Annotated in this window: 15 protein-coding genes and 1 CRISPR repeat array (1 of these 16 running past the window's edge); of the genes, 10 read left to right on the forward strand and 5 right to left on the reverse strand. The window is 42.3% G+C overall.

Translation table 11 applies throughout. The features are described from left to right. The first annotated feature begins 10 nt into the window (after positions 1-10). Positions 11-1,498 carry a polysaccharide lyase domain-containing protein gene (locus tag ASV53_RS05155; RefSeq protein ID WP_094955989.1) on the forward strand — a complete coding sequence of 496 codons (1,488 nt, stop codon included), beginning with the start codon at positions 11-13 and terminating at the stop codon, positions 1,496-1,498. Here the strand turns inward: ASV53_RS05155 and ASV53_RS05160 are convergent. Beyond that, positions 1,479-2,603, reverse strand: a complete 1,125-nt coding sequence (locus ASV53_RS05160; RefSeq protein ID WP_094955988.1) for a GNAT family N-acetyltransferase — start codon at positions 2,601-2,603, stop codon at positions 1,479-1,481. The two genes, ASV53_RS05155 and ASV53_RS05160, sit on opposite strands and share 20 nt — an antisense overlap. 157 nt (positions 2,604-2,760) lie before the next feature. On the opposite strand from ASV53_RS05160, the gene prsT reads away from it, so the two are divergent. The 3 genes from prsT to ASV53_RS05175 all read left to right on the forward strand — a co-directional run bounded on the left by prsT (position 2,761) and on the right by ASV53_RS05175 (position 6,881). After that, on the forward strand, positions 2,761-5,544 hold the full coding sequence (prsT, locus tag ASV53_RS05165) for an XrtA/PEP-CTERM system TPR-repeat protein PrsT (RefSeq protein ID WP_189337810.1): 2,784 nt from the start codon (positions 2,761-2,763) through the stop codon (positions 5,542-5,544). Between the two features lie 133 nt (positions 5,545-5,677). After that, a complete protein-coding gene (locus ASV53_RS05170; protein ID WP_189337809.1) occupies positions 5,678-6,472 on the forward strand; it encodes a S1 family peptidase in 795 nt (264 codons plus the stop codon). 4 nt (positions 6,473-6,476) lie between these two features. Then, the gene (locus tag ASV53_RS05175; RefSeq protein WP_094955986.1) at positions 6,477-6,881 is read left to right on the forward strand and encodes a VanZ family protein; all 405 of its coding nucleotides are present in this window, start codon (positions 6,477-6,479) and stop codon (positions 6,879-6,881) included. Positions 6,882-7,000: 119 nt separating this feature from the next. On the opposite strand, the gene ASV53_RS05180 is transcribed toward ASV53_RS05175, so the two are convergent. Together ASV53_RS05180 and ASV53_RS25395 are read right to left on the reverse strand one after the other, a co-directional pair. Then, on the reverse strand, positions 7,001-8,086 hold the full coding sequence (locus ASV53_RS05180) for a right-handed parallel beta-helix repeat-containing protein (RefSeq protein ID WP_189337808.1): 1,086 nt from the start codon (positions 8,084-8,086) through the stop codon (positions 7,001-7,003). 881 nt (positions 8,087-8,967) lie between these two features. After that, entirely contained in the window at positions 8,968-9,105 is a 138-nt protein-coding gene (locus ASV53_RS25395; protein WP_189337807.1) for a hypothetical protein, read from the reverse strand. A 100-nt stretch (positions 9,106-9,205) separates the two neighbouring features. On the opposite strand from ASV53_RS25395, the gene ASV53_RS05190 reads away from it, so the two are divergent. Continuing rightward, a complete protein-coding gene (locus ASV53_RS05190; protein ID WP_094955984.1) occupies positions 9,206-10,501 on the forward strand; it encodes a DEAD/DEAH box helicase in 1,296 nt (431 codons plus the stop codon). Between the two features lie 166 nt (positions 10,502-10,667). On the opposite strand, the gene ASV53_RS05195 is transcribed toward ASV53_RS05190, so the two are convergent. Further along, entirely contained in the window at positions 10,668-10,901 is a 234-nt protein-coding gene (locus ASV53_RS05195; RefSeq protein WP_062689001.1) for a hypothetical protein, read from the reverse strand. A 187-nt stretch (positions 10,902-11,088) separates the two neighbouring features. On the opposite strand from ASV53_RS05195, the gene adhP reads away from it, so the two are divergent. After that, complete coding sequence (gene adhP / locus ASV53_RS05200; RefSeq protein WP_062688999.1) at positions 11,089-12,102, forward strand: alcohol dehydrogenase AdhP; 1,014 nt, start codon at positions 11,089-11,091, stop codon at positions 12,100-12,102. Between the two features lie 124 nt (positions 12,103-12,226). Here adhP and ASV53_RS05205 read toward each other — a convergent pair whose 3' ends face one another. Further along, positions 12,227-13,132 (reverse strand): LysR family transcriptional regulator, encoded by a 906-nt coding sequence (locus tag ASV53_RS05205; RefSeq protein ID WP_062688998.1) that lies wholly within the window; start codon positions 13,130-13,132, stop codon positions 12,227-12,229. 177 nt (positions 13,133-13,309) lie between these two features. On the opposite strand from ASV53_RS05205, the gene ASV53_RS05210 reads away from it, so the two are divergent. From ASV53_RS05210 to ASV53_RS05225, 4 genes are all read left to right on the forward strand, one after another. Then, on the forward strand, positions 13,310-13,447 hold the full coding sequence (locus ASV53_RS05210; protein ID WP_205049174.1) for a VOC family protein: 138 nt from the start codon (positions 13,310-13,312) through the stop codon (positions 13,445-13,447). Between the two features lie 67 nt (positions 13,448-13,514). Next, entirely contained in the window at positions 13,515-14,039 is a 525-nt protein-coding gene (locus ASV53_RS05215; protein ID WP_094955983.1) for an NADPH-dependent FMN reductase, read from the forward strand. 297 nt (positions 14,040-14,336) lie between these two features. Next, the gene (locus ASV53_RS05220) at positions 14,337-15,347 is read left to right on the forward strand and encodes a manganese-dependent inorganic pyrophosphatase (RefSeq protein WP_094955982.1); all 1,011 of its coding nucleotides are present in this window, start codon (positions 14,337-14,339) and stop codon (positions 15,345-15,347) included. 383 nt (positions 15,348-15,730) lie between these two features. Further along, positions 15,731-16,924: a NupC/NupG family nucleoside CNT transporter gene (locus ASV53_RS05225; RefSeq protein WP_094955981.1), complete on the forward strand. Its 1,194-nt coding sequence runs from the start codon at positions 15,731-15,733 to the stop codon at positions 16,922-16,924. A gap of 128 nt (positions 16,925-17,052) precedes the next feature. Continuing rightward, positions 17,053-18,362: a CRISPR direct-repeat array (repeat unit 28 nt; unit sequence TTTCTAAGCTGCCTGTTCGGCAGTGAAG); it runs 1,780 nt beyond the window's last position.

An 18,362-nucleotide genomic window follows, 5' to 3' on the forward strand; every position in this document is an offset into this window, starting at 1 on the left:
TGAGGCAAATATGAAGTTCCCAATAAACAGTATAAAAAGCTACTTTGCCGCCGTTGGTCTTTTCGCCCATATCCTTATCATTTTTTTGGGTTATAGCGTTTACAACCAAGTTAGCAACCAAGCAGAAGCGCTTCCTGAGACACTCCAACGTATTGGACATACGATAAAAAAAGATTACCCTACTGTTGCTATCGCAGGTGACACCCTATTAAACGCCAGTGAAACGCTAACGACCAACAACTATTTTTGGCGAGAGTTTGATAGTAGCAATTGGCCAACGGTAGGCCCTAACTTCTCTACAGCATATGCTGACCTTCCCAGTGTGAGTCGCTCTATTATTGTCGATAATGAACAAGACATCATTAAAGCCATTAATACCGCACAACCCGGTATGGAAATAGTCATCAAAAATGGTGATTACTACCTTGAACAAAAACGGATCAACAGTAGCCTTGCTTATCCTACAGCAAATAACCCCGTTATCGTTAGGGCTGAAACTGCAGGGAAGGTGAACTTAGAACTCAGTACGTTAGAAGGTTTATTTATCAATAGGCCCAACTGGATTATCACAGGGCTGCGCTTCATTGGGAACTGCCAACCTCACTGTGAGCATGCAATGCATATTGTCGGGCATGCCGATAATTTACAAATCACTCATAATGAGTTTGTGGATTTTAACGCCGCTATAAAAGTTAACGGAGTTAACAACAACTATCCTGATTTTGGCAAAGTTTCTCATAATTATTTCTACTTTACCGAACCCAGTGAGTCTTCCAGCTCAGTCACTCCCATTAACCTCGATTCAGGTAACAGTTGGGTACTTAACAACAATATTATTAGAGACTTTATTAAGTTGGGGGGCAATCAAGTCAGTTATGGCGCTTTTATCAAAGGGGGCTCTAATAATGGTGTGATCGAAAACAACCTCATCGTCTGTAACAGTACAAGTAATGATTATGGGGGTTATCAAGTTGGTGTTTCTTTGGGGGGCGGAGGAATGAAACGCGCCACCAGACGAGATAAATCAAATTTTGAAACAAACCTTTCTGTTGTCCGCAACAATATTATGATGCATTGCAACGATGTTGGGGTGTATATCAACCAAGGGAAAGACAGTATCGTCAATAACAATATCCTGTATAACACCAGTGGTATTGATGTTCGCTTTAGGCAATCAACCGCTTTAGTTACCAATAACATCTTAAGCGGTAGCATAAGAGAACGAGATAAAGGCGTTGCTGAACAATTCAACAATACAGTATTGCGCAAAGATTTTTGGGGTGGCGGCGAGAAACTGGATGGTTGGTTTAAAGCGCCTTCTGTCGGCGACTTCACACCCACGAAAGCACTTACCCGTACAGAAACGCCCTACCCGTTTCTAACGACGAGTGAATCAACAGGTAAGACACCATTGCATGATTTTTGTGGAAACCCAGTATTGAATGGAGACACCTTTATGGGAGCATTTAAAGAGGCAATCAGCTGCTTTGAACCATAAGACGCTTAGCACTCCTAGCCATATTTTGTAGCGATAGGGCAAAATGTGGCTGGTGATATTCTATTATCGAAAGTCGCTGACGGTTGTTTGAAAATGTTTGTTTGTATCGAGCCTCTCCCCCCATAAAATCATACATTTTCATCCCACCAGCAAGTGCCTGTTCGATCAATAAATAATGGGCAACTAATCCAGGCTTTAGCTGCGGATCATCACTATATGAAAGTGCACTTAAATAGAAATAAACCACGCCGCCAAAATGAAAGTTATAAATAATACCTAGATCACTTTCACCCGCTGTAACTCGGTGGATTTGTATCATACCTTTTGAGAAATTATGACGAATAAAAGCCTGATGAAATTGAACAAATTCAGGATTCGCAAAGCCACTCTCCCCGAGATTACTCCCCCAGCGATTCATGTGCCTATGCTTAGCCTGCTCAAACAATATTAACGCCTTTTCACAAGAATCTGCTGTATGCACTTTTAAAAACCCGCTGCGCTCATACTTTTTAATACTTCGCCGTATTTGCTTACGTGCACTTTTCGACAGCGATTCATCTAGCGTCTGGCCATTACTATTTAATCGTTTAAAATCGATAAAATAACTGGAGCTTTGCCATACCGTTCGCGGGAACATCGTCCTCGTCTGATCCGTTATAAAAGCATCATGAAAAATAACCTCTTCGCGGCTTGCTCCTACGGATAAACAGTCTCTCGGTTGCAGCCTTAGTTTAACGGCACTAAACATCGCTTCTCTTATTTGCGCTTCATGTTCGCACTCAAGAAGGAAGTCATTATATTCAATCCAAATTTGATCGGCTTGTTCATCTCCGAGTCGATGCAAAGAATAATGGTTGTAACTTTGCCCCAACCAATTTCTTTTCTGTTTCACCGTAAAAATGCCGAGCCCGACTACTTGGTCACTGTTGCAGGCCGTTAGTAACCAAAAATCATCAACAAAGGTTTCGAGCCATGGCCCAATCCAACACCATGAAATAAAGGGATTGGGCTTGGTATTAGGTTCAAGCGCCAGCCACTGATCTTTTACTTCGTTTATCGAAGGGCTATGTAACCATTCGCACTCAATCTGATTTTGGTAATCCATTCAACCATCCATCTTTCAACAGCGTCCTCTGCCTATTAACTAAGAGTAGCAATCAATAATGTAAAGTACTGGACATCCTTCAATTCTTTGCGCTGACAAACTTATTTAGGTCTATCATAAAAATGTCCAGCAATTTTTTGTCATCACAGGGATGCTTATGACTCACAATAAAAGCAAAACTTTCACCCGACTCGCTTTAGCCAGTTTCATAACGCTTTCTTTGGCGGCATGTAATGATAAATCTACCGAAGAATATCTCCAGCAAGCGCAAACCTATCTTGAAGACCAAGATACCAACGCCGCTATTATTGAATTAAAAAATGCCATTAAACAGGCACCAAAAGATAGCCAAGCACGGCAGATACTTGGCCAAATTTATCTTGAACGCGGTAATTTTGCATCTGCTGAAAAAGAACTCGAAAAAGCCCTACGCTTGAAAGGCGACAGTGATTCATTATCTCCTCTTGTTGCTCAAGCATTGCTAGGACAAGATAAAACAGAAGCATTAATCGAATTAGTTGATAACACGCGAACCACAGAGCAGAGCGTTAAAACCGAATTGCTGGCATTTAAAGCACTCGCCCTTCTTAAGCAAGGGAAAATGGAAGAGGCGCAATACAGCCTTTCTCTTGCTGAAAACGCAGGCCAAGACACCCTGTATCAGTCCATCGGACGCGCAACACTCGATGCAGCCAACGAGAACATTGATTCGGCACTTTACATTGTAAATAACATCGTTAAAGAGCACAGTACAAGCAGTGATGCTTGGCTATTAAAAGGACATTTAGAGACAGCGAAAGGTGATAATAAATCAGCGGCTCGGAGCTATCAAAAAGCCGTGGATAACGCACCAGATGCGATTCAATACACGCTATACCTCGCGCAAGCACTTGTCAGAGATGAAGCTTATAAAGATGCAGATAAATACGTTAGCAACCTGCTGAAAATGTCAAATAGCCACGTCATCGTTAATGAACTAAAAGCAAATATACTCTACGCAGAGGGAGATAGTGACGAAGCTAAAGTACATGCTGATCTTGCCATTCAAAACGGCTCTCAAAACGTATCCACTTACCTTATTTCCGGTGTGGTTGCCTTCCAGCAAGGTAAGTTTGAACAAGCGAATGAACACTTCAAAAAGATAGACCCACTGGTTCCCGATAATCACTTTGTAAAACGCCTATACACCATCACTCAATTTAAGCTTGGTGACATTGATGATGCGATGAGCACTCTAAGTAACTTTAACGGGCAAACAGAGCAAGATAGTACCTTCCTTTCTTCTATGAGTGTAGAACTCGCGCGTTTAGGCCGTGAAGATGAAGCGCTTGCTCTCGCACACAAAGCGTCTGCTAATGGGTCAAGTAATAGCCAAGTGAAATTGGGGCTAATCCAGCTTGCCAATAATGACACTGGCGGGCTTGATACTCTACAACAAGCATTAAAAATCAACCCTGATTTGAAAGAAGCCAAGCTAGGCTTAGCCTATTTTTACTTGAAGATGGGTAAGGTCGATGATTCAGAAAAAACAGTTGATGATTGGTTAGCTGAAAGTCCTGCTAACGCTCAGGCAATGTTACTAAAAGGGTTAATAAACCAAATAAAACAACAGCCAGATAAAGCAAAAGAATGGTATCAAAAGGTATTAGCAGCCGATGGTGAAAACATCCAAGCCCACCTCGCCATTGCGCAGCTCGCCGATAAACAAAAAGGCCCAGAAGCGGCCTACTCTCTCGCAATAAAAGCGTATCAGCTCGAGCCAACAAACCCTATGGTCTTCCGCCATATTATTCGTTTTGCTTACCAAGCCGATAAGATGGCTGATTTCAGTCAAATCATCGATGAGCAACGCGCAGCAGATCAAGATAACGATGGCTTAAAAATTCAAAAAGCAACTACGCTCGCTATCAGTACTGAGTATCAAGATGCCATTGAATTACTTGAAACTATTTCACCCCATAATCAAAACAGCAGTTCTTTACGCTTACTTGGCGATCTCTATAACCAACAACGAGATTATGATAACGCGCTCACCTACTACAGTCAGTGGCTACTAAAAGAGCCCCTTAACCCAAATGCATACATTAAAAACATACAACTTAATGAGCTTGTAAATAGAGCAGATAACAGCTTAAAGCTAACAGAAAAAGCACGCAGCCTGTTTATCAACGATACACGATTTACCCTTATGCAAGCTGGCCTGCTACTTAAAACCGGCAAAAGTGAACAAAGCCAAGTCTTATTAAATCAGCAGTCAGATGAAATTAAACAAACCGCTTACTTCTTGCGTTTACAGGCGATGATCTACCTACAAAACAAAGCGTACCCAGAAGCTATTCAAGCGCTAGAACAGCGTTATGACACGCTTCCAAATCCAGATTCAGCCGCTGATTTAGCCGTCGCTTATGAAATGTCGGGCAAAACAGATCAAGCCATTAAATTCTTAAAATCGGTTATCAACGAATATGGCAACAAAGCCGATTCCTTACAGATTCGATTAGCCGACCTACAAGTGAAATACCGCCCCGATGAAGCAATCGGTCAGTACGAAACAATTTTACAAAGAGAGCCAAACAATATTATTGCACTGAACAATATTGCTTGGTTATACCTTGAAAAAGGTGATTTCAACAAAGCATGTAGCTCAGCCAATAAAGCACATGATTTAGCAGCGAAGCGCGGTAATATTCCTGAAGTATTAGATACCTACGGCTATTGCTTGCTGAAATCAGGGCAAATCGCACCCTCGCTTCAGCCGCTGAAAGAAGCCTACGCTAAGAAACATGATGATGCCGAGATTGCACTGCACTATGCCGAAAGTTTATTGGAAAATAAGCAAGCAGATAACGCCAAAGATGTGTTGGAAAAAATCAACACCTCAGATCCTCGCTTAATGGCGATAAAAGGCCAGCTCCAAAATAAACTGACAGCTGTCAATTAGTGCCATAAATCTCATCCTATGCTTACCGCCCGAATAGGGCGGTTTTAGCATCATGACTAGCAATAGAAGGTTCAGTAAAAATACACATGAAGAGCCCCTCCCCCTCTCTTCCGATGTTTAAACAGGTGCGATTATGAAAACGACTCACAGATTCCAGGCATTGTTCACTTTACTGCTTATGATGGCTATTAGCATACCGATAACAGCCACTGCAGCCTTGCCAGATACCATCAGCAAAGTAAAACCTGCCATTGTCGGTATTGGGATCTATAACAAGCTCGCGACACCGCGCGCGCAGTTATTAGGTACAGGTTTTGCCGTTCGCATCTCTAGTCAATCAACGAAGAGCCAGATCATCGCAACCAATGCGCATGTGGTACCCAGTCGATTACTGAACGATGGTAAAACGCAGTTTGTTGTTTTTGTTGGTCAAGGAAAAAGCCCCGACGTTCGAAATGCGCGTGTTATTGCCCGTGATGAAAAGCATGATTTAGCCTTATTAAAAATCACCGGTAAAGCAATACCCACCCTATCGATGGCCAACTTTCAGGTTAGGGAAGGTGAAGAATACCCCTTTACAGGATTCCCTATCGGCGCCATTTTAGGGCTTTATCCTGTTACTCATAAAGGCATGATTTCGAGTATTACACCCGTTGCGATTCCCGCAAGAAATGCAAAAGAACTAACGATAAAACAGCTTAAGCACCTTAAAAACCCCTACATGGTCTACCAATTAGATGCCACAGCTTACCCTGGAAATAGTGGTAGTCCGGTTTATCACCCTGCAACGGGCAGCGTGATTGCCATCGTTAATAAAGTGCTACTAAAATCAACCAAAGAGTCCGCACTTACCAATCCTAGTGATATCACTTATGCGATCCCTGTAAAGCATTTACAACAACTGATTAAACGCACGGCACTAAATTAAGAATATGAAATCATATTGGTTAGCACCTCAGTACAAACTGCTGAAGGTCTATATTGCTTGGGGGGCTTTTAGCTGTTATTTCGTTTTTATAACGCTAATATCACTTGCTGCGGGGGCAGAAACAGACAGTCTGTTAGATTTAAAACAATACGGCATCTTATTTCTAGATAAGATGCTTCATCTAGGGGCTTACGGTTTATTCGTAATACTTGCTAGCCAGTTGGGTTTATCCTTCCACAAATTTATCTCACTGTGCATCGCGCTATCAGCCTATGGACTGTTTCTTGAGTTTTGCCAAGGACAGTTTATTTTAAATCGTGAAGCCTCATGGCTAGATGCTATCGCCAATGTAATGGGTGTCGTTATTGGGTTTATGCTGTTCTATAAATCAGCACGACGAAATAAGTAGTTTTTTACTGTTTATTGTCTGTCACCAATACACAGACAAGAAAGGCCAGCAATTGCTGGCCTTCTCGATCACATTATCTTCACTACATTAGTTACCTTAAAGCAACTCACGATAGTTCGTTACAGCCCGATACTCGGCAATTCAGGAAAAGGGCCTAAACCAAAAGCCGCGCGATCAGCATAAAACTGGTTACCACTTTGATAAAGAGCGGAATCATTCATCGAGCCTACAAATTTATTTTGGGTCACAACCTTAGAGACATCTTTCGCACTGTCTGAAATACCAAAGAAATGGTTACTGCCATTACGCTCTAAAATAATAATATTATCTCTAATCTCTACTGAGTGTGAAATTGCAGGATCAACAGGGTTCACTTCATAACCATAACCGAGTAGCTGGTTATTTGCAGAGTTTGGCCCTTGCTCTAACACGCTCCCGCGAATAACTAATTTTCCTGCATTCGGTACATCGACTAAACGGCTATCATTACCTGTTAACGATGCAATTTCGCTATATTCAATGATCGTTTCTTTTGCGCGGGATTTAATTTCATGCCCTTCATCTTTAGAGCTATAAAATTTACTGTAACGTACTTCTAAACGATCGGCTTTATTCACATAAATCGCATGAGCTCGACCCGCCTTGCCTAAATTTTCAAAACGACTGTATTCAATTCGGATCGTCCCAGTGCCATCATGGGCAAGGATCCCTTGCTCACTATCGTGAAAATACGCATATTTGAGTAACAGGTTCTGCCCCTCTTGACGAATACAAGCGCCATTTTGATCGGGTACTGTGACGCCACTACACTCAATTTGCTCCATGGTTGTGTCGTTGCCTTGGATTACAAATGTCGCTTTACCACTCACAGCCCCCGCTATGAAGTGGGTATTAGGGCTACCTTGGATAGTGACATTACTCGGCTGAATCGTCATGCCCTGACGATAAGTGCCATTACCAATCACGAGTGTACTATTGTCTTTCAATGCATTTTGCGCGTCAGATATATTGGAAAAACTCACGCCATCCACAAGAAAGGTGTTATCCGCAACATCAGGGGTGGGCGGCAATGGCTTAGGTGGCGGGATCGGTGTGGGCCCTGGTTCTGGTGTTGGGTTCGGTGTGGGTCCCGGAGTAGGCGTAGGCCCTGGCGTCACAGATGAATCATCTCCAGCACTTCCCCCTTGGCACGCAGTCAGACCCATTATGCAGCTTAACAATACAGCATATCGTACTTTATTTTTTTGGTTTGTGTTCTTCAACATACTTATCAACCGCTTCCTATCTGGTGTGTTTTTAATTAAGCGAAGCGATTCTATGCGGCTGTTTGTAAGGTATGTCAGCGGTATGTTAGAAGACATTGTTCGATTTATATCCTCCTGTTTCTGAAAGACATTTAACCGACGAACAGTTAAAACCTTAAATAACAAAGACTTAAACAAAAAGGTACACAAAGGCATTCATTCCCTACCATGAATTGTCTTTTTATACTGACAGTCTCACCTAGCGTTTTACCTATAAAAGAAAACAACTGGCTAATAGCGCCCCGGTCGCATCACTACCTCTTTTATAAGATGGGTTACTCGAACATGCTTATTCTCAAAGGTTCTCTCAAAAAATCACAATACTGAAATAATTCCACTAAATTTTAATACCACCACAATGCGCTACCGATCACGTTTTGTATGGCTACACACCCCTTTAGTGGTATGCGCTTAAAAGTATTGCTTCTTTTATCTTCCATTTAGCCCAGAGCGACTACTCTCGATATGAATATGTCAAATAAAGGTAATTACCATGGAATGTACTTCCCCAAAACATCCGATGGAACGAGAGGACAATACAGTTTCATCAGGAAAGGAATCAATGGAAGATCTACTTGAGAGAGTGACTAAACTAGCGCTAGATTCAATGCACCAATTATCCTATGAAAACAATGATTAACGCTTCATTGAAAAATAAGCAAGCAACAATACATTTACTCAAAGGCCGCGATTAGCGGCCTTCATCAAAAATTGACAGGGCAAGATCACATCGAGCACGCAATACCGTCTTACACGTATATCAGTGAAAATAGGGATTAGAATTAACGATACAGCTCATCAACCTCAATAAAATCAGCCAGCGACTCAACTGTAGCCACTGAAACTGTGTATTTTTGGGTTTTATCGGCTTTAACTGTACAAAATCCCTTCATACCTTCACAATTAGTCACCACAGCCACTGATTATTCCTCTATAATCAGCGACCGTATTTTTGGTCAGGCGCTGTTTCTCTTTCTACGATGAAAGCCATACAACAGCCATCTGCTTTAGGAACAAAGAATGTCATTTTCATCACAAGGTTTTTCACCTGATATTGTGCGCGCATTAACCGAGTGTGGTTATGAAAAACTCACTCCCGTTCAACAACAGGCTATTCCACACGCTCGTCGTGGGCACGATATCCTTGCACACGCACAAACAGGTACAGGTAAAACCGCGGCATTTTCTTTGCCTATCATTCAGCAGATTTTTGACAAACAAAAATCACGTAGCCGTTTTAATGTTCGTGCATTAATTCTTGCGCCTACACGTGAGCTTGTTGATCAAATTGCACACAACATCGAAAGCTACACTAAATACACCGACGTTTCTGTTGCGGCTGTTTTTGGTGGTGCAAAAATGTCATCGCAAGAGCGTAAGCTTGAAGCTGGTGTTGATATTCTTGTAGCTACACCGGGTCGCTTAATCGAGCACATCGAGCTGGGTAACGTGAGTTTTGCTAACCTAGAATTCCTTGTATTCGATGAAGCTGACCGTATGTTAGATATGGGCTTTATTAATGCGATTCGCACCATTATGGGCGGAATTAGTCAGCATCCGCAGACCATGCTGTTCTCTGCAACATCGTCTACGCAAATGAATTCATTAGCACAAGATTTATTACGTAAACCAAAGCGTGTCATCGTAACAGCTGAAAACTCAACAGCAGAAACGGTTTCTCACGTTGTGTACCCAGTTGATGAAGACCGCAAGCGTGAATTACTTTCTGAATTGATTGGTAAGAAAAACTGGCAACAAGTGCTGGTATTTGTGAACTACAAAGAAACAGCAAACCAAGTAGTGAAAGAGCTAAAACTTGATGGCATTAAAGCTGTTCTTTGCCACGGTGACAAAGCACAAAGCGCACGTCGTCGTGCACTAGAAGAATTTAAAACAGGCAAAGCACGTGTAATGGTCGCAACAGAAGTTGCTGCTCGTGGTCTGGATATTCAAGGTCTACCGCACGTTGTTAACTACGATATGCCTTTCCTTGCTGAAGATTACGTTCACCGTATTGGCCGCACAGGTCGTGCTGGTCAAGAAGGCCATGCTGTGTCTTTTGTTAGCCGTGAAGAAGAGCTAACACTCGTGCAAATTGAAAAACTCATTCAGCAACGTATTAAACGTATTCAACTTGCAGGCTATGAGCCAGCAGACCGTGATGCGCTATTGCTTAAAATGAATACAAAACCAGCATTTAAAAATCGTCAGGGCCGTACTAACAACCCAGAAGAGCAAGGTTCAGCAGAACGTCGTCTTCGCCTTCGCCGTGCGATTCAAGGCAAATCAAGCAAAGTGACTCGCCTTAAAAAGTAGAGCCATCCAGCGCTAGTAAGCTAAAATGCAAAAGCCCGCTTTCATCATAGCGGGCTTTTTTAATTCACTGTCTAATACCAACCTATCTCTCTACTAGACCAACCTAAGTAATTGCTGATGAGATTGGTATTCTGACGTACTTTGATTGATGATCCGACTTACTGTATTAGCGGTGGCTAACGTCTTCGTATTCACCATCAATGGTATTACTGCCGTGTGGTGCAGCGTGCATGTTAGCGCGATTGAATCGAGTTTCCGCGTGTGCGTAAGCAACTTTACGCTTAATGAATGGCGTTGTTAGTAAAGCTGCAACACTAATGAAAAGACCCATTACTGTTGCCATAATCAATGTAAACGCACCTACAATAAGTGCTGCAATACCAGTCAGTATATTCTTCATCGTCTATGCCTCTTCTTTATGTTCTTTCAGACTAACTGAACAAAGATGAACAATATCTGAACGAAGCCATAAATTGATCCATCTCACAGCAACACGAAAACTTTCAATTCGTGATTTACATCATTTTAAATTCAAAACCAATAGATGAGAATGATTATCAAAATCATCAATCAGTGTGGAATGAATCATGAAAGCAGCTGTAGTAAACGAATTTAAAGGTCCTCTTGTCATTAAAGATATACCACTCCCACAAGTAAAACCTCGTGATGTTTTAGTTAAAATCCATGCATGTGGTGTTTGTCATACCGACCTACATGCGTGCCATGGTGATTGGCCAGTAAAACCTAAAATGCCACTTGTGCCAGGCCATGAAGGTGTTGGAGAAATAGTTGAGGTTGGCAGCGAAATAAAACACCTTTCAGTCGGCGATCGCGTTGGTGTACCTTGGCTGTATAGTGCCTGCGGCCACTGTGATTACTGTTTAGAAGGCCAAGAAACATTGTGTCTAGAACAACATAATGCGGGCTACTCTGTTGATGGCGGTTACGCAGAATATTGTCTGGCTCATGGTGAGTACACTATCAAAATTCCAGATGGGATCAGCTACGTTGATGCAGCTCCACTCTTCTGTGCAGGTGTAACAACATATAAAGCATTAAAAGTTACTGCTGTAAAACCGGGGCAATGGGTCGCAATTGTGGGTGTGGGTGGACTTGGTCACCTTGCTATTCAATATGCTGTCGCTATGGGCATGAATGTCGTTGCTGTCGATACTGGTGCTGAAAAACTATCATTAGCGAAAGAACTTGGGGCCACCTACTGCATCGATTTTTTGAAAGATAAACCATCTGACAAAATTCAACAGCTTGTCAACGGTGTTCATGGTGTTGTGTGTACAGCCGTTTCAAAACCCGCTTTCGAAGAAGCGTACCGCTCGGTCCGTCGTGGCGGCACTTGCGTACTGGTTGGATTACCGCCAGAGGATATGCCAATCCCTATTTTTGATACGGTATTGAATGGTATCAAAGTAATCGGCTCTATCGTTGGCACGCGTAAAGATCTACAAGAGTGCTTACAGTTTGCGGCTGAAGGCAAAGTAAAAGCCATTACTGAAGTGAAGCAATTAGAAGATATTAATGATATTTTCGACGATATGTTGAAAGGAGAAATTACGGGCCGAATAGTAATGGATTTCTCCTAAGCCTTTAATTTTATGAAAAATAAAGCCGGCTTACACTAGCCGGTTTTTGTTAGAGTAAATAAGTGAGGAAAAATTTACCCTTCACTTATTCCATCATCTAAATCGATATAATGCAGTCGCCTTTTTAATCATCCCCTAGCTCTTTTAAAACAAAATCAATAAAACTTCTCACCTTTGAAGACATGTGCTTCCTACTGGGGTACATCATATACACATTGATGATTTGCAATTTAAAGTCCGTAAAAAGGGGAACTAGAAGCCCCTGTTCAATTTCTGACCTTAAATTGAATTTGGGTAACCGTGTAATACCTTGGCCCGCAAGGCAAAGACCCAACTCCATTTCTGAGCTGTTCGTCAGTACTTTGCTATGTATTTGGATCGGATGTATCTGATTATTTTGATCCGTAAATTGCCATACATTCGGCGTTTTCAAGTTGCTATAGCTAATGCAGCGGTGATTCACCAAATCAGCTGGGTGTGTCGGTGTTCCATAGCGTGATAAATATTCTGGCGAGGCAAGAGTGATCCCATGTGACTTAAATATAGGACGGCATATTAAGCTTGAATCTTCAATCGTAGCTGATGCTCGGATTAAAAGGTCAAAGCCCTCGGCAACCATATCAACCCGACGATCATTAAGATCCAGCTCCAAGTTCACTTCAGGGTATTGCATCATATATTTCGCGACTACTGGGCGAATTCTGGATATGCCTAAACTAATAGGACATGAAATCCGTAGCAAACCGCGTGGTTCAAGCTGCCCTCCCGTCATGGCGAGTTCAGCTTGCTCTGCATCAAAAAGTAACTGCTGGCATTGTTGAAAGTAAACTTCACCTTCAGATGTAAGACTTAATGATCGCGTAGTACGATGCAACAAACGCACCCCTAACCGCTCTTCGAGTTTGTTTATCTCTTTACTGATATACGATGTTGAGTGACCACTACTTTCAGCTGCTTTTGTGAAACTCCCGCAATTAACAACCTCAACAAAAATGAGCATTCCATCGAGTAAATGTGCATTAAACGCCATAACTTCCCTCTCTCTATGACAAACTGGGCAACTAAATTAGCTTATCAGTGACACACTTTATTACGTACATTCATCAATTAACAGTCATTTGGAAATAATCCATCCACTATAAGGCTATTAATGATTTTCACGATGTAATTTATAGTTAGTCCATCAGCAGCAACACGAAACATGTTTATGGATGTTGAAATAAAGCATTCCACTCAGCAGCACGAACTGGTAACTCACCCAACGGGGCTCTCTCTATTTATTCGAGACCCAGATCGTAACGTTATCGAATTTATTGAATATACTGGATTAAATGCATTCAACTAGTCAGCGTTAAGAACAGTAACAATGCTCAACATCCAAAAATATAAAATTAGAACTTTAAGGAATCATCATGAAAGTATTAGCATTTGCAGCAAGTAACAGTAAGCAGTCAATCAACAAACAATTAGCAACAGCTGCTAGCCAACTCATAAATGAAGCTGATGTTGAAGTTTTAGATATCAATGATTACGAAATGCCGATTTTTAGCATGGAGCGTGAGCAAGAGCTTGGTCAACCTGCGCAAGCACAGGCTTTCTTTAAAAAGATTGGTGAAGCCGATGCTCTGATTATCTCTTTTGCAGAGCATAACGGTTCATACACTGCCGCTTACAAAAACCTTTTTGATTGGACATCACGTATCGATCAAAAAGTTTTCCAAGGCAAGCCAATGCTATTGCTTTCAACCTCACCAGGCCCTGGCGGTGCAAGTAACGTATTAGCAGCGGCTGCAGGCTCCGCTCCCTATTTCGCAGGTGACGTAAAGGCGCAGCTTTCTGTACCGAGCTTTTATGACAACTTTGATCCTTCTACCTGTACGGTGACAAATCCAGAGATTTTAGATCAACTTCAATCAGCGGTTACCTTACTGAAGTAATACACAACGAAATTCTATTATATGATTCTCGCTGTCGTGCTAAATCCTGCATTACAGCGTAAATCATCACATCTATTGCCAGCATTCATTTAATAAGCAACTCTAAGCTAGAGTATTAAATCGACTGACTCGTATACACGTAAGTAAATATTTCAAATTGTTAGTCAAACCAGTCTTCTTTTGCTTATCGACTCCTTCATTGTTTTGATTTAACTCGCAAAAGGTACAAAAGCCATTATGCGCTTACATATGCCTCTATCACTATGAGCCCCAGTTAAAACAATAATGGATTAGACAATGAAACTACGTTATCTCGCCGTACTCCTTTCTGTGATGAGTTCATCAAGCATGGCATTCGATCTGACAACTCCCCAAGCAAACAATACGGACAAGCTTGTCTGGACAGGTCATTTAAGCCCAGACACCGACACTGTGACATCCGCAATTGCAGCCGCTTATATCTATGGTGGCACTGCAGCCGTACCAGAAGATATCAACCCGGAAAGCCGCTTTGTACTTGAGTACTGTAAAACGACAGCACCTAAACTACTTAAAGATGTGTCAGCAAAACAATTTGGCTTAGTGGATTTCAACCAACAAACTCAACTGCATAAATCTGTCGATGAAAAAAGTATTGTTGCCATTGTTGACCACCACGCTATTGGTGGTAACCCTGTTAACATGACGCAAGTGGCGTCCATTGATATTCGCCCATGGGGTTCAGCAGCTACTATTCTTGCAAACCATGCTGAAACACACGGCATCACCTTACCAGCCAACATTGCATGTACGACGCTAGGCGGTATTTTATCTGACACTATGGTATTCCGCTCGCCAACAACCACAGAGTACGACCGTAGTTATGCTGAAAAGCTGGCTAAAGTTGCAGGCATTAAAGATCTCAATGCGTTTGGCGAAAAAATGCTTGAGGCAAAATCAGACCTCAGCCATGTTAGCGCCGCTGACATCCTGACGTTGGATTACAAAAACTTTGCTTATGGCGGTAAAAAAGTGGGCATTGGTGTTGCGGAAACCATTACTGCGCAACAATTACTGGATAGAAAGCCTGAATTTATCTCGGCAATGAAGGCCTATAAAAAAGAAGCGGGCTTAGATCACCTTTTCTTCTCTGTAATTGACACTAAAAACAAACGTGCGAATCTTTTATGGATAGACAGCGCCGATCAAAAAATTGCTAACGCTGCATTTAAAGGCAAAGCATCTGAACAATGGCTAGTGCTTGAAGGTGTGACTTCACGTAAGCGCCAAATTGGCCCTGCCATTCAAAAAGCAGTTGAAGCTAAGTAGCTAAATTTAGCTTGATACACTTCAAAATTGGTCTCAATTTAAGCCCTTCATACCGTACGGATATGCGGGGCTTTTAAACATAAACGCGTGAAATTTTTTCGATAACGACAACTTTTCTTTCCCTCTTTCAATCGCACCTTCTATTTATTCACATGCTTAATGTACCATCCGCTAAAAATCAGGTTGCATAATTGATGCTTGTGAAACTTTTGTATTTAAGCATGAATAAAATCCCGCTAAATCTCTTCAACACAATTGGTTATCAGCCATAAAGTCCATCTAAACCAGCTTTGTAAATGGGATTTGCGTCACTCTAAAGTGGTAATCCGCATGCGAGCATACACGCAGAATTTGAGAATAATCACAATTGGTACATACCACATATGCCCTACTTACATTTTATTTTTGGCCTTGCTGTTGTCGCCGTTCTTGCCTTATTAGTGAGCAAAGATCGTAAAAGCATAAAACTTCGTTACATCATTCAGCTACTCGTGATTGAAATGAGTGTGGCTTACTTCTTACTCAATTCATCCGCCGGTACTGGTATTGTTACCGAGTTCGCAAATGGATTTAATGGCCTAATGGCTTTTGCCGCTGAAGGGACAAATTTCGTTTTCGGTGGGCTAATCAATGACGGTGGTTTCGACTTTTTCCTTCAAGTTTTAATGCCAATTGTGTTCATTTCGGCGCTGATCGGTATTCTTCAGCACATTAGAGTGCTACCCGTTGTTATTAGTGCTATTGGCTTCTTACTCTCTAAAATCAATGGCATGGGTAAATTAGAATCTTTCAATGCCATCAGTGCGCTAATGGTTGGCCAGTCTGAAAACTTTATTACCTATAAAGATATTCTGGGTAAGATGTCTGAACGCCGTATGTACACCTTAGCAGCAACGGCAATGTCGACCGTTTCAATGTCTATCGTGGGTTCTTACATGCAGCTAATCGCCCCTAAGTATGTGGTGGCGGCGCTATTTTTAAACATGTTTAGTACTTTCATTATTCTGTCGATCATCAACCCTTATGATCATGAAGCAGAAGTGAACTTCGACGATATGATTGCAGAAGCTGAAGGCGAAAGAGTCACCTTCTTCGAAATGCTAGGTGAATACATTTTAACGGGCTTTAAAGTTGCCGTAATCGTTGCTGCAATGCTGATTGGCTTTATCTCACTGATTGCCATGATCAACAAAGGCTTTACTGTAGCGCTAGGTATTAGCTTCCAAGACTTGATTGGCTATGTATTCTACCCTGTCGCTTGGCTGATGGGTATTCCTGCAAGCGAAGCACTGCAAGCCGGTAGTATTATGGCTACCAAGTTAGTTTCGAACGAGTTTGTGGCAATGATGGCGCTACAAGAGCAACTAGATACCCTATCTGCTCATACGGTTGGTACAATTTCTATCTTCTTGGTGTCATTCGCTAACTTTAGCTCTATCGGTATTATTGCTGGTGCTGTTAAAGGGGTGAACGAAGAAAAAGGTAACCTTGTTGCACGCTTCGGCCTGCGCTTACTTTATGGTTCAACCTTGGTAAGTATCCTTTCAGCGATGATCGCTAACATTATGATGGCCTAACGCAGTTCCCCCTGCCCTCATAATTAATTCACCCTAAAGAAAGCCGACTTATGTCGGCTTTGTTGCTATCTAGATAGAGTCTGTTCGGCAGTGAAGCATTAGCATCGGTCATATTCTGAAGCATGTAATTTCTAAGCTGCCTGTTCGCCAGTGAAGAAGGTGCTGAACTTGAAGCTATGGTGGTTTCATTTCTAAGCTGCCTGTTCGGCAGTGAAGTAAACCTATCAGACATTCGCGGTATCGAAACATTTCTAAGCTGCCTGTTCGGCAGTGAAGTAACATAAACCATCAAACAAAGCAGGGGGCCATTTCTAAGCTGCCTGTTCGGCAGTGAAGGTATTTACCAAATCTAGCCCCAACCTCATCAATTTCTAAGCTGCCTGTTCGGCAGTGAAGTTCCGCACGGGAGGTGATGGGTTCAAGATATTTTTCTAAGCTGCCTGTTCGGCAGTGAAGAGTACAAGTCGGCTATTACTTCATTATCTGCGTTTCTAAGCTGCCTGTTCGGCAGTGAAGGTATCGTTTCTGCTGGGCTTGGGTTGATTTTTTTTCTAAGCTGCCTGTTCGGCAGTGAAGATTATTTGGACGCATAACCCGTGTAGCTTACTTTTCTAAGCTGCCTGTTCGGCAGTGAAGTATCGGTCGCAGATACCACGGTGAGCAAGTAATTTCTAAGCTGCCTGTTCGGCAGTGAAGGCAAGCCTTCTGCTTTCGTACCTTGGTTCATATTTCTAAGCTGCCTGTTCGGCAGTGAAGGCAGGTGTGCAACCATCTCACCGCATGTACCTTTTCTAAGCTGCCTGTTCGGCAGTGAAGCTTTTTTATCATATCTTCGTTATTGTTTGACATTTCTAAGCTGCCTGTTCGGCAGTGAAGTTCTAAGTGTCTTTTAAATGTTTTGACGTGTGTTTCTAAGCTGCCTGTTCGGCAGTGAAGGTGCATTTTCAGTCAGTGAGTGGGGTGTAATTTTTCTAAGCTGCCTGTTCGGCAGTGAAGTTGGTGAAGCATTCGACAACATGATGATGAACTTTCTAAGCTGCCTGTTCGGCAGTGAAGAAGACCACCAACAACAGAGTATGTAGGGCTGGTTTCTAAGCTGCCTGTTCGGCAGTGAAGTCTAGCTGGATACTTGCGCATACCACATCAATTTTCTAAGCTGCCTGTTCGGCAGTGAAGTCTGAGAATGCACGTTCATTTGCTCAGCGCATTTTCTAAGCTGCCTGTTCGGCAGTGAAGATCGTTGATGTGAGTTCCGTTTGCTTTGTTGTTTTCTAAGCTGCCTGTTCGGCAGTGAAGTCACTATTGATGCAAGCCGCGTGTTTGTGTTTTTTCTAAGCTGCCTGTTCGGCAGTGAAGTCCGACTGTCGGAAATGGTCGCCAAGCCCGTGTTTCTAAGCTGCCTGTTCGGCAGTGAAGGATTTGGCTGATTTCTTCTTCG

The sequence above is a fragment of the Photobacterium sanguinicancri genome (genome assembly GCF_002265265.1).
In the GTDB taxonomy this organism is placed as follows: domain Bacteria; phylum Pseudomonadota; class Gammaproteobacteria; order Enterobacterales; family Vibrionaceae; genus Photobacterium; species Photobacterium sanguinicancri.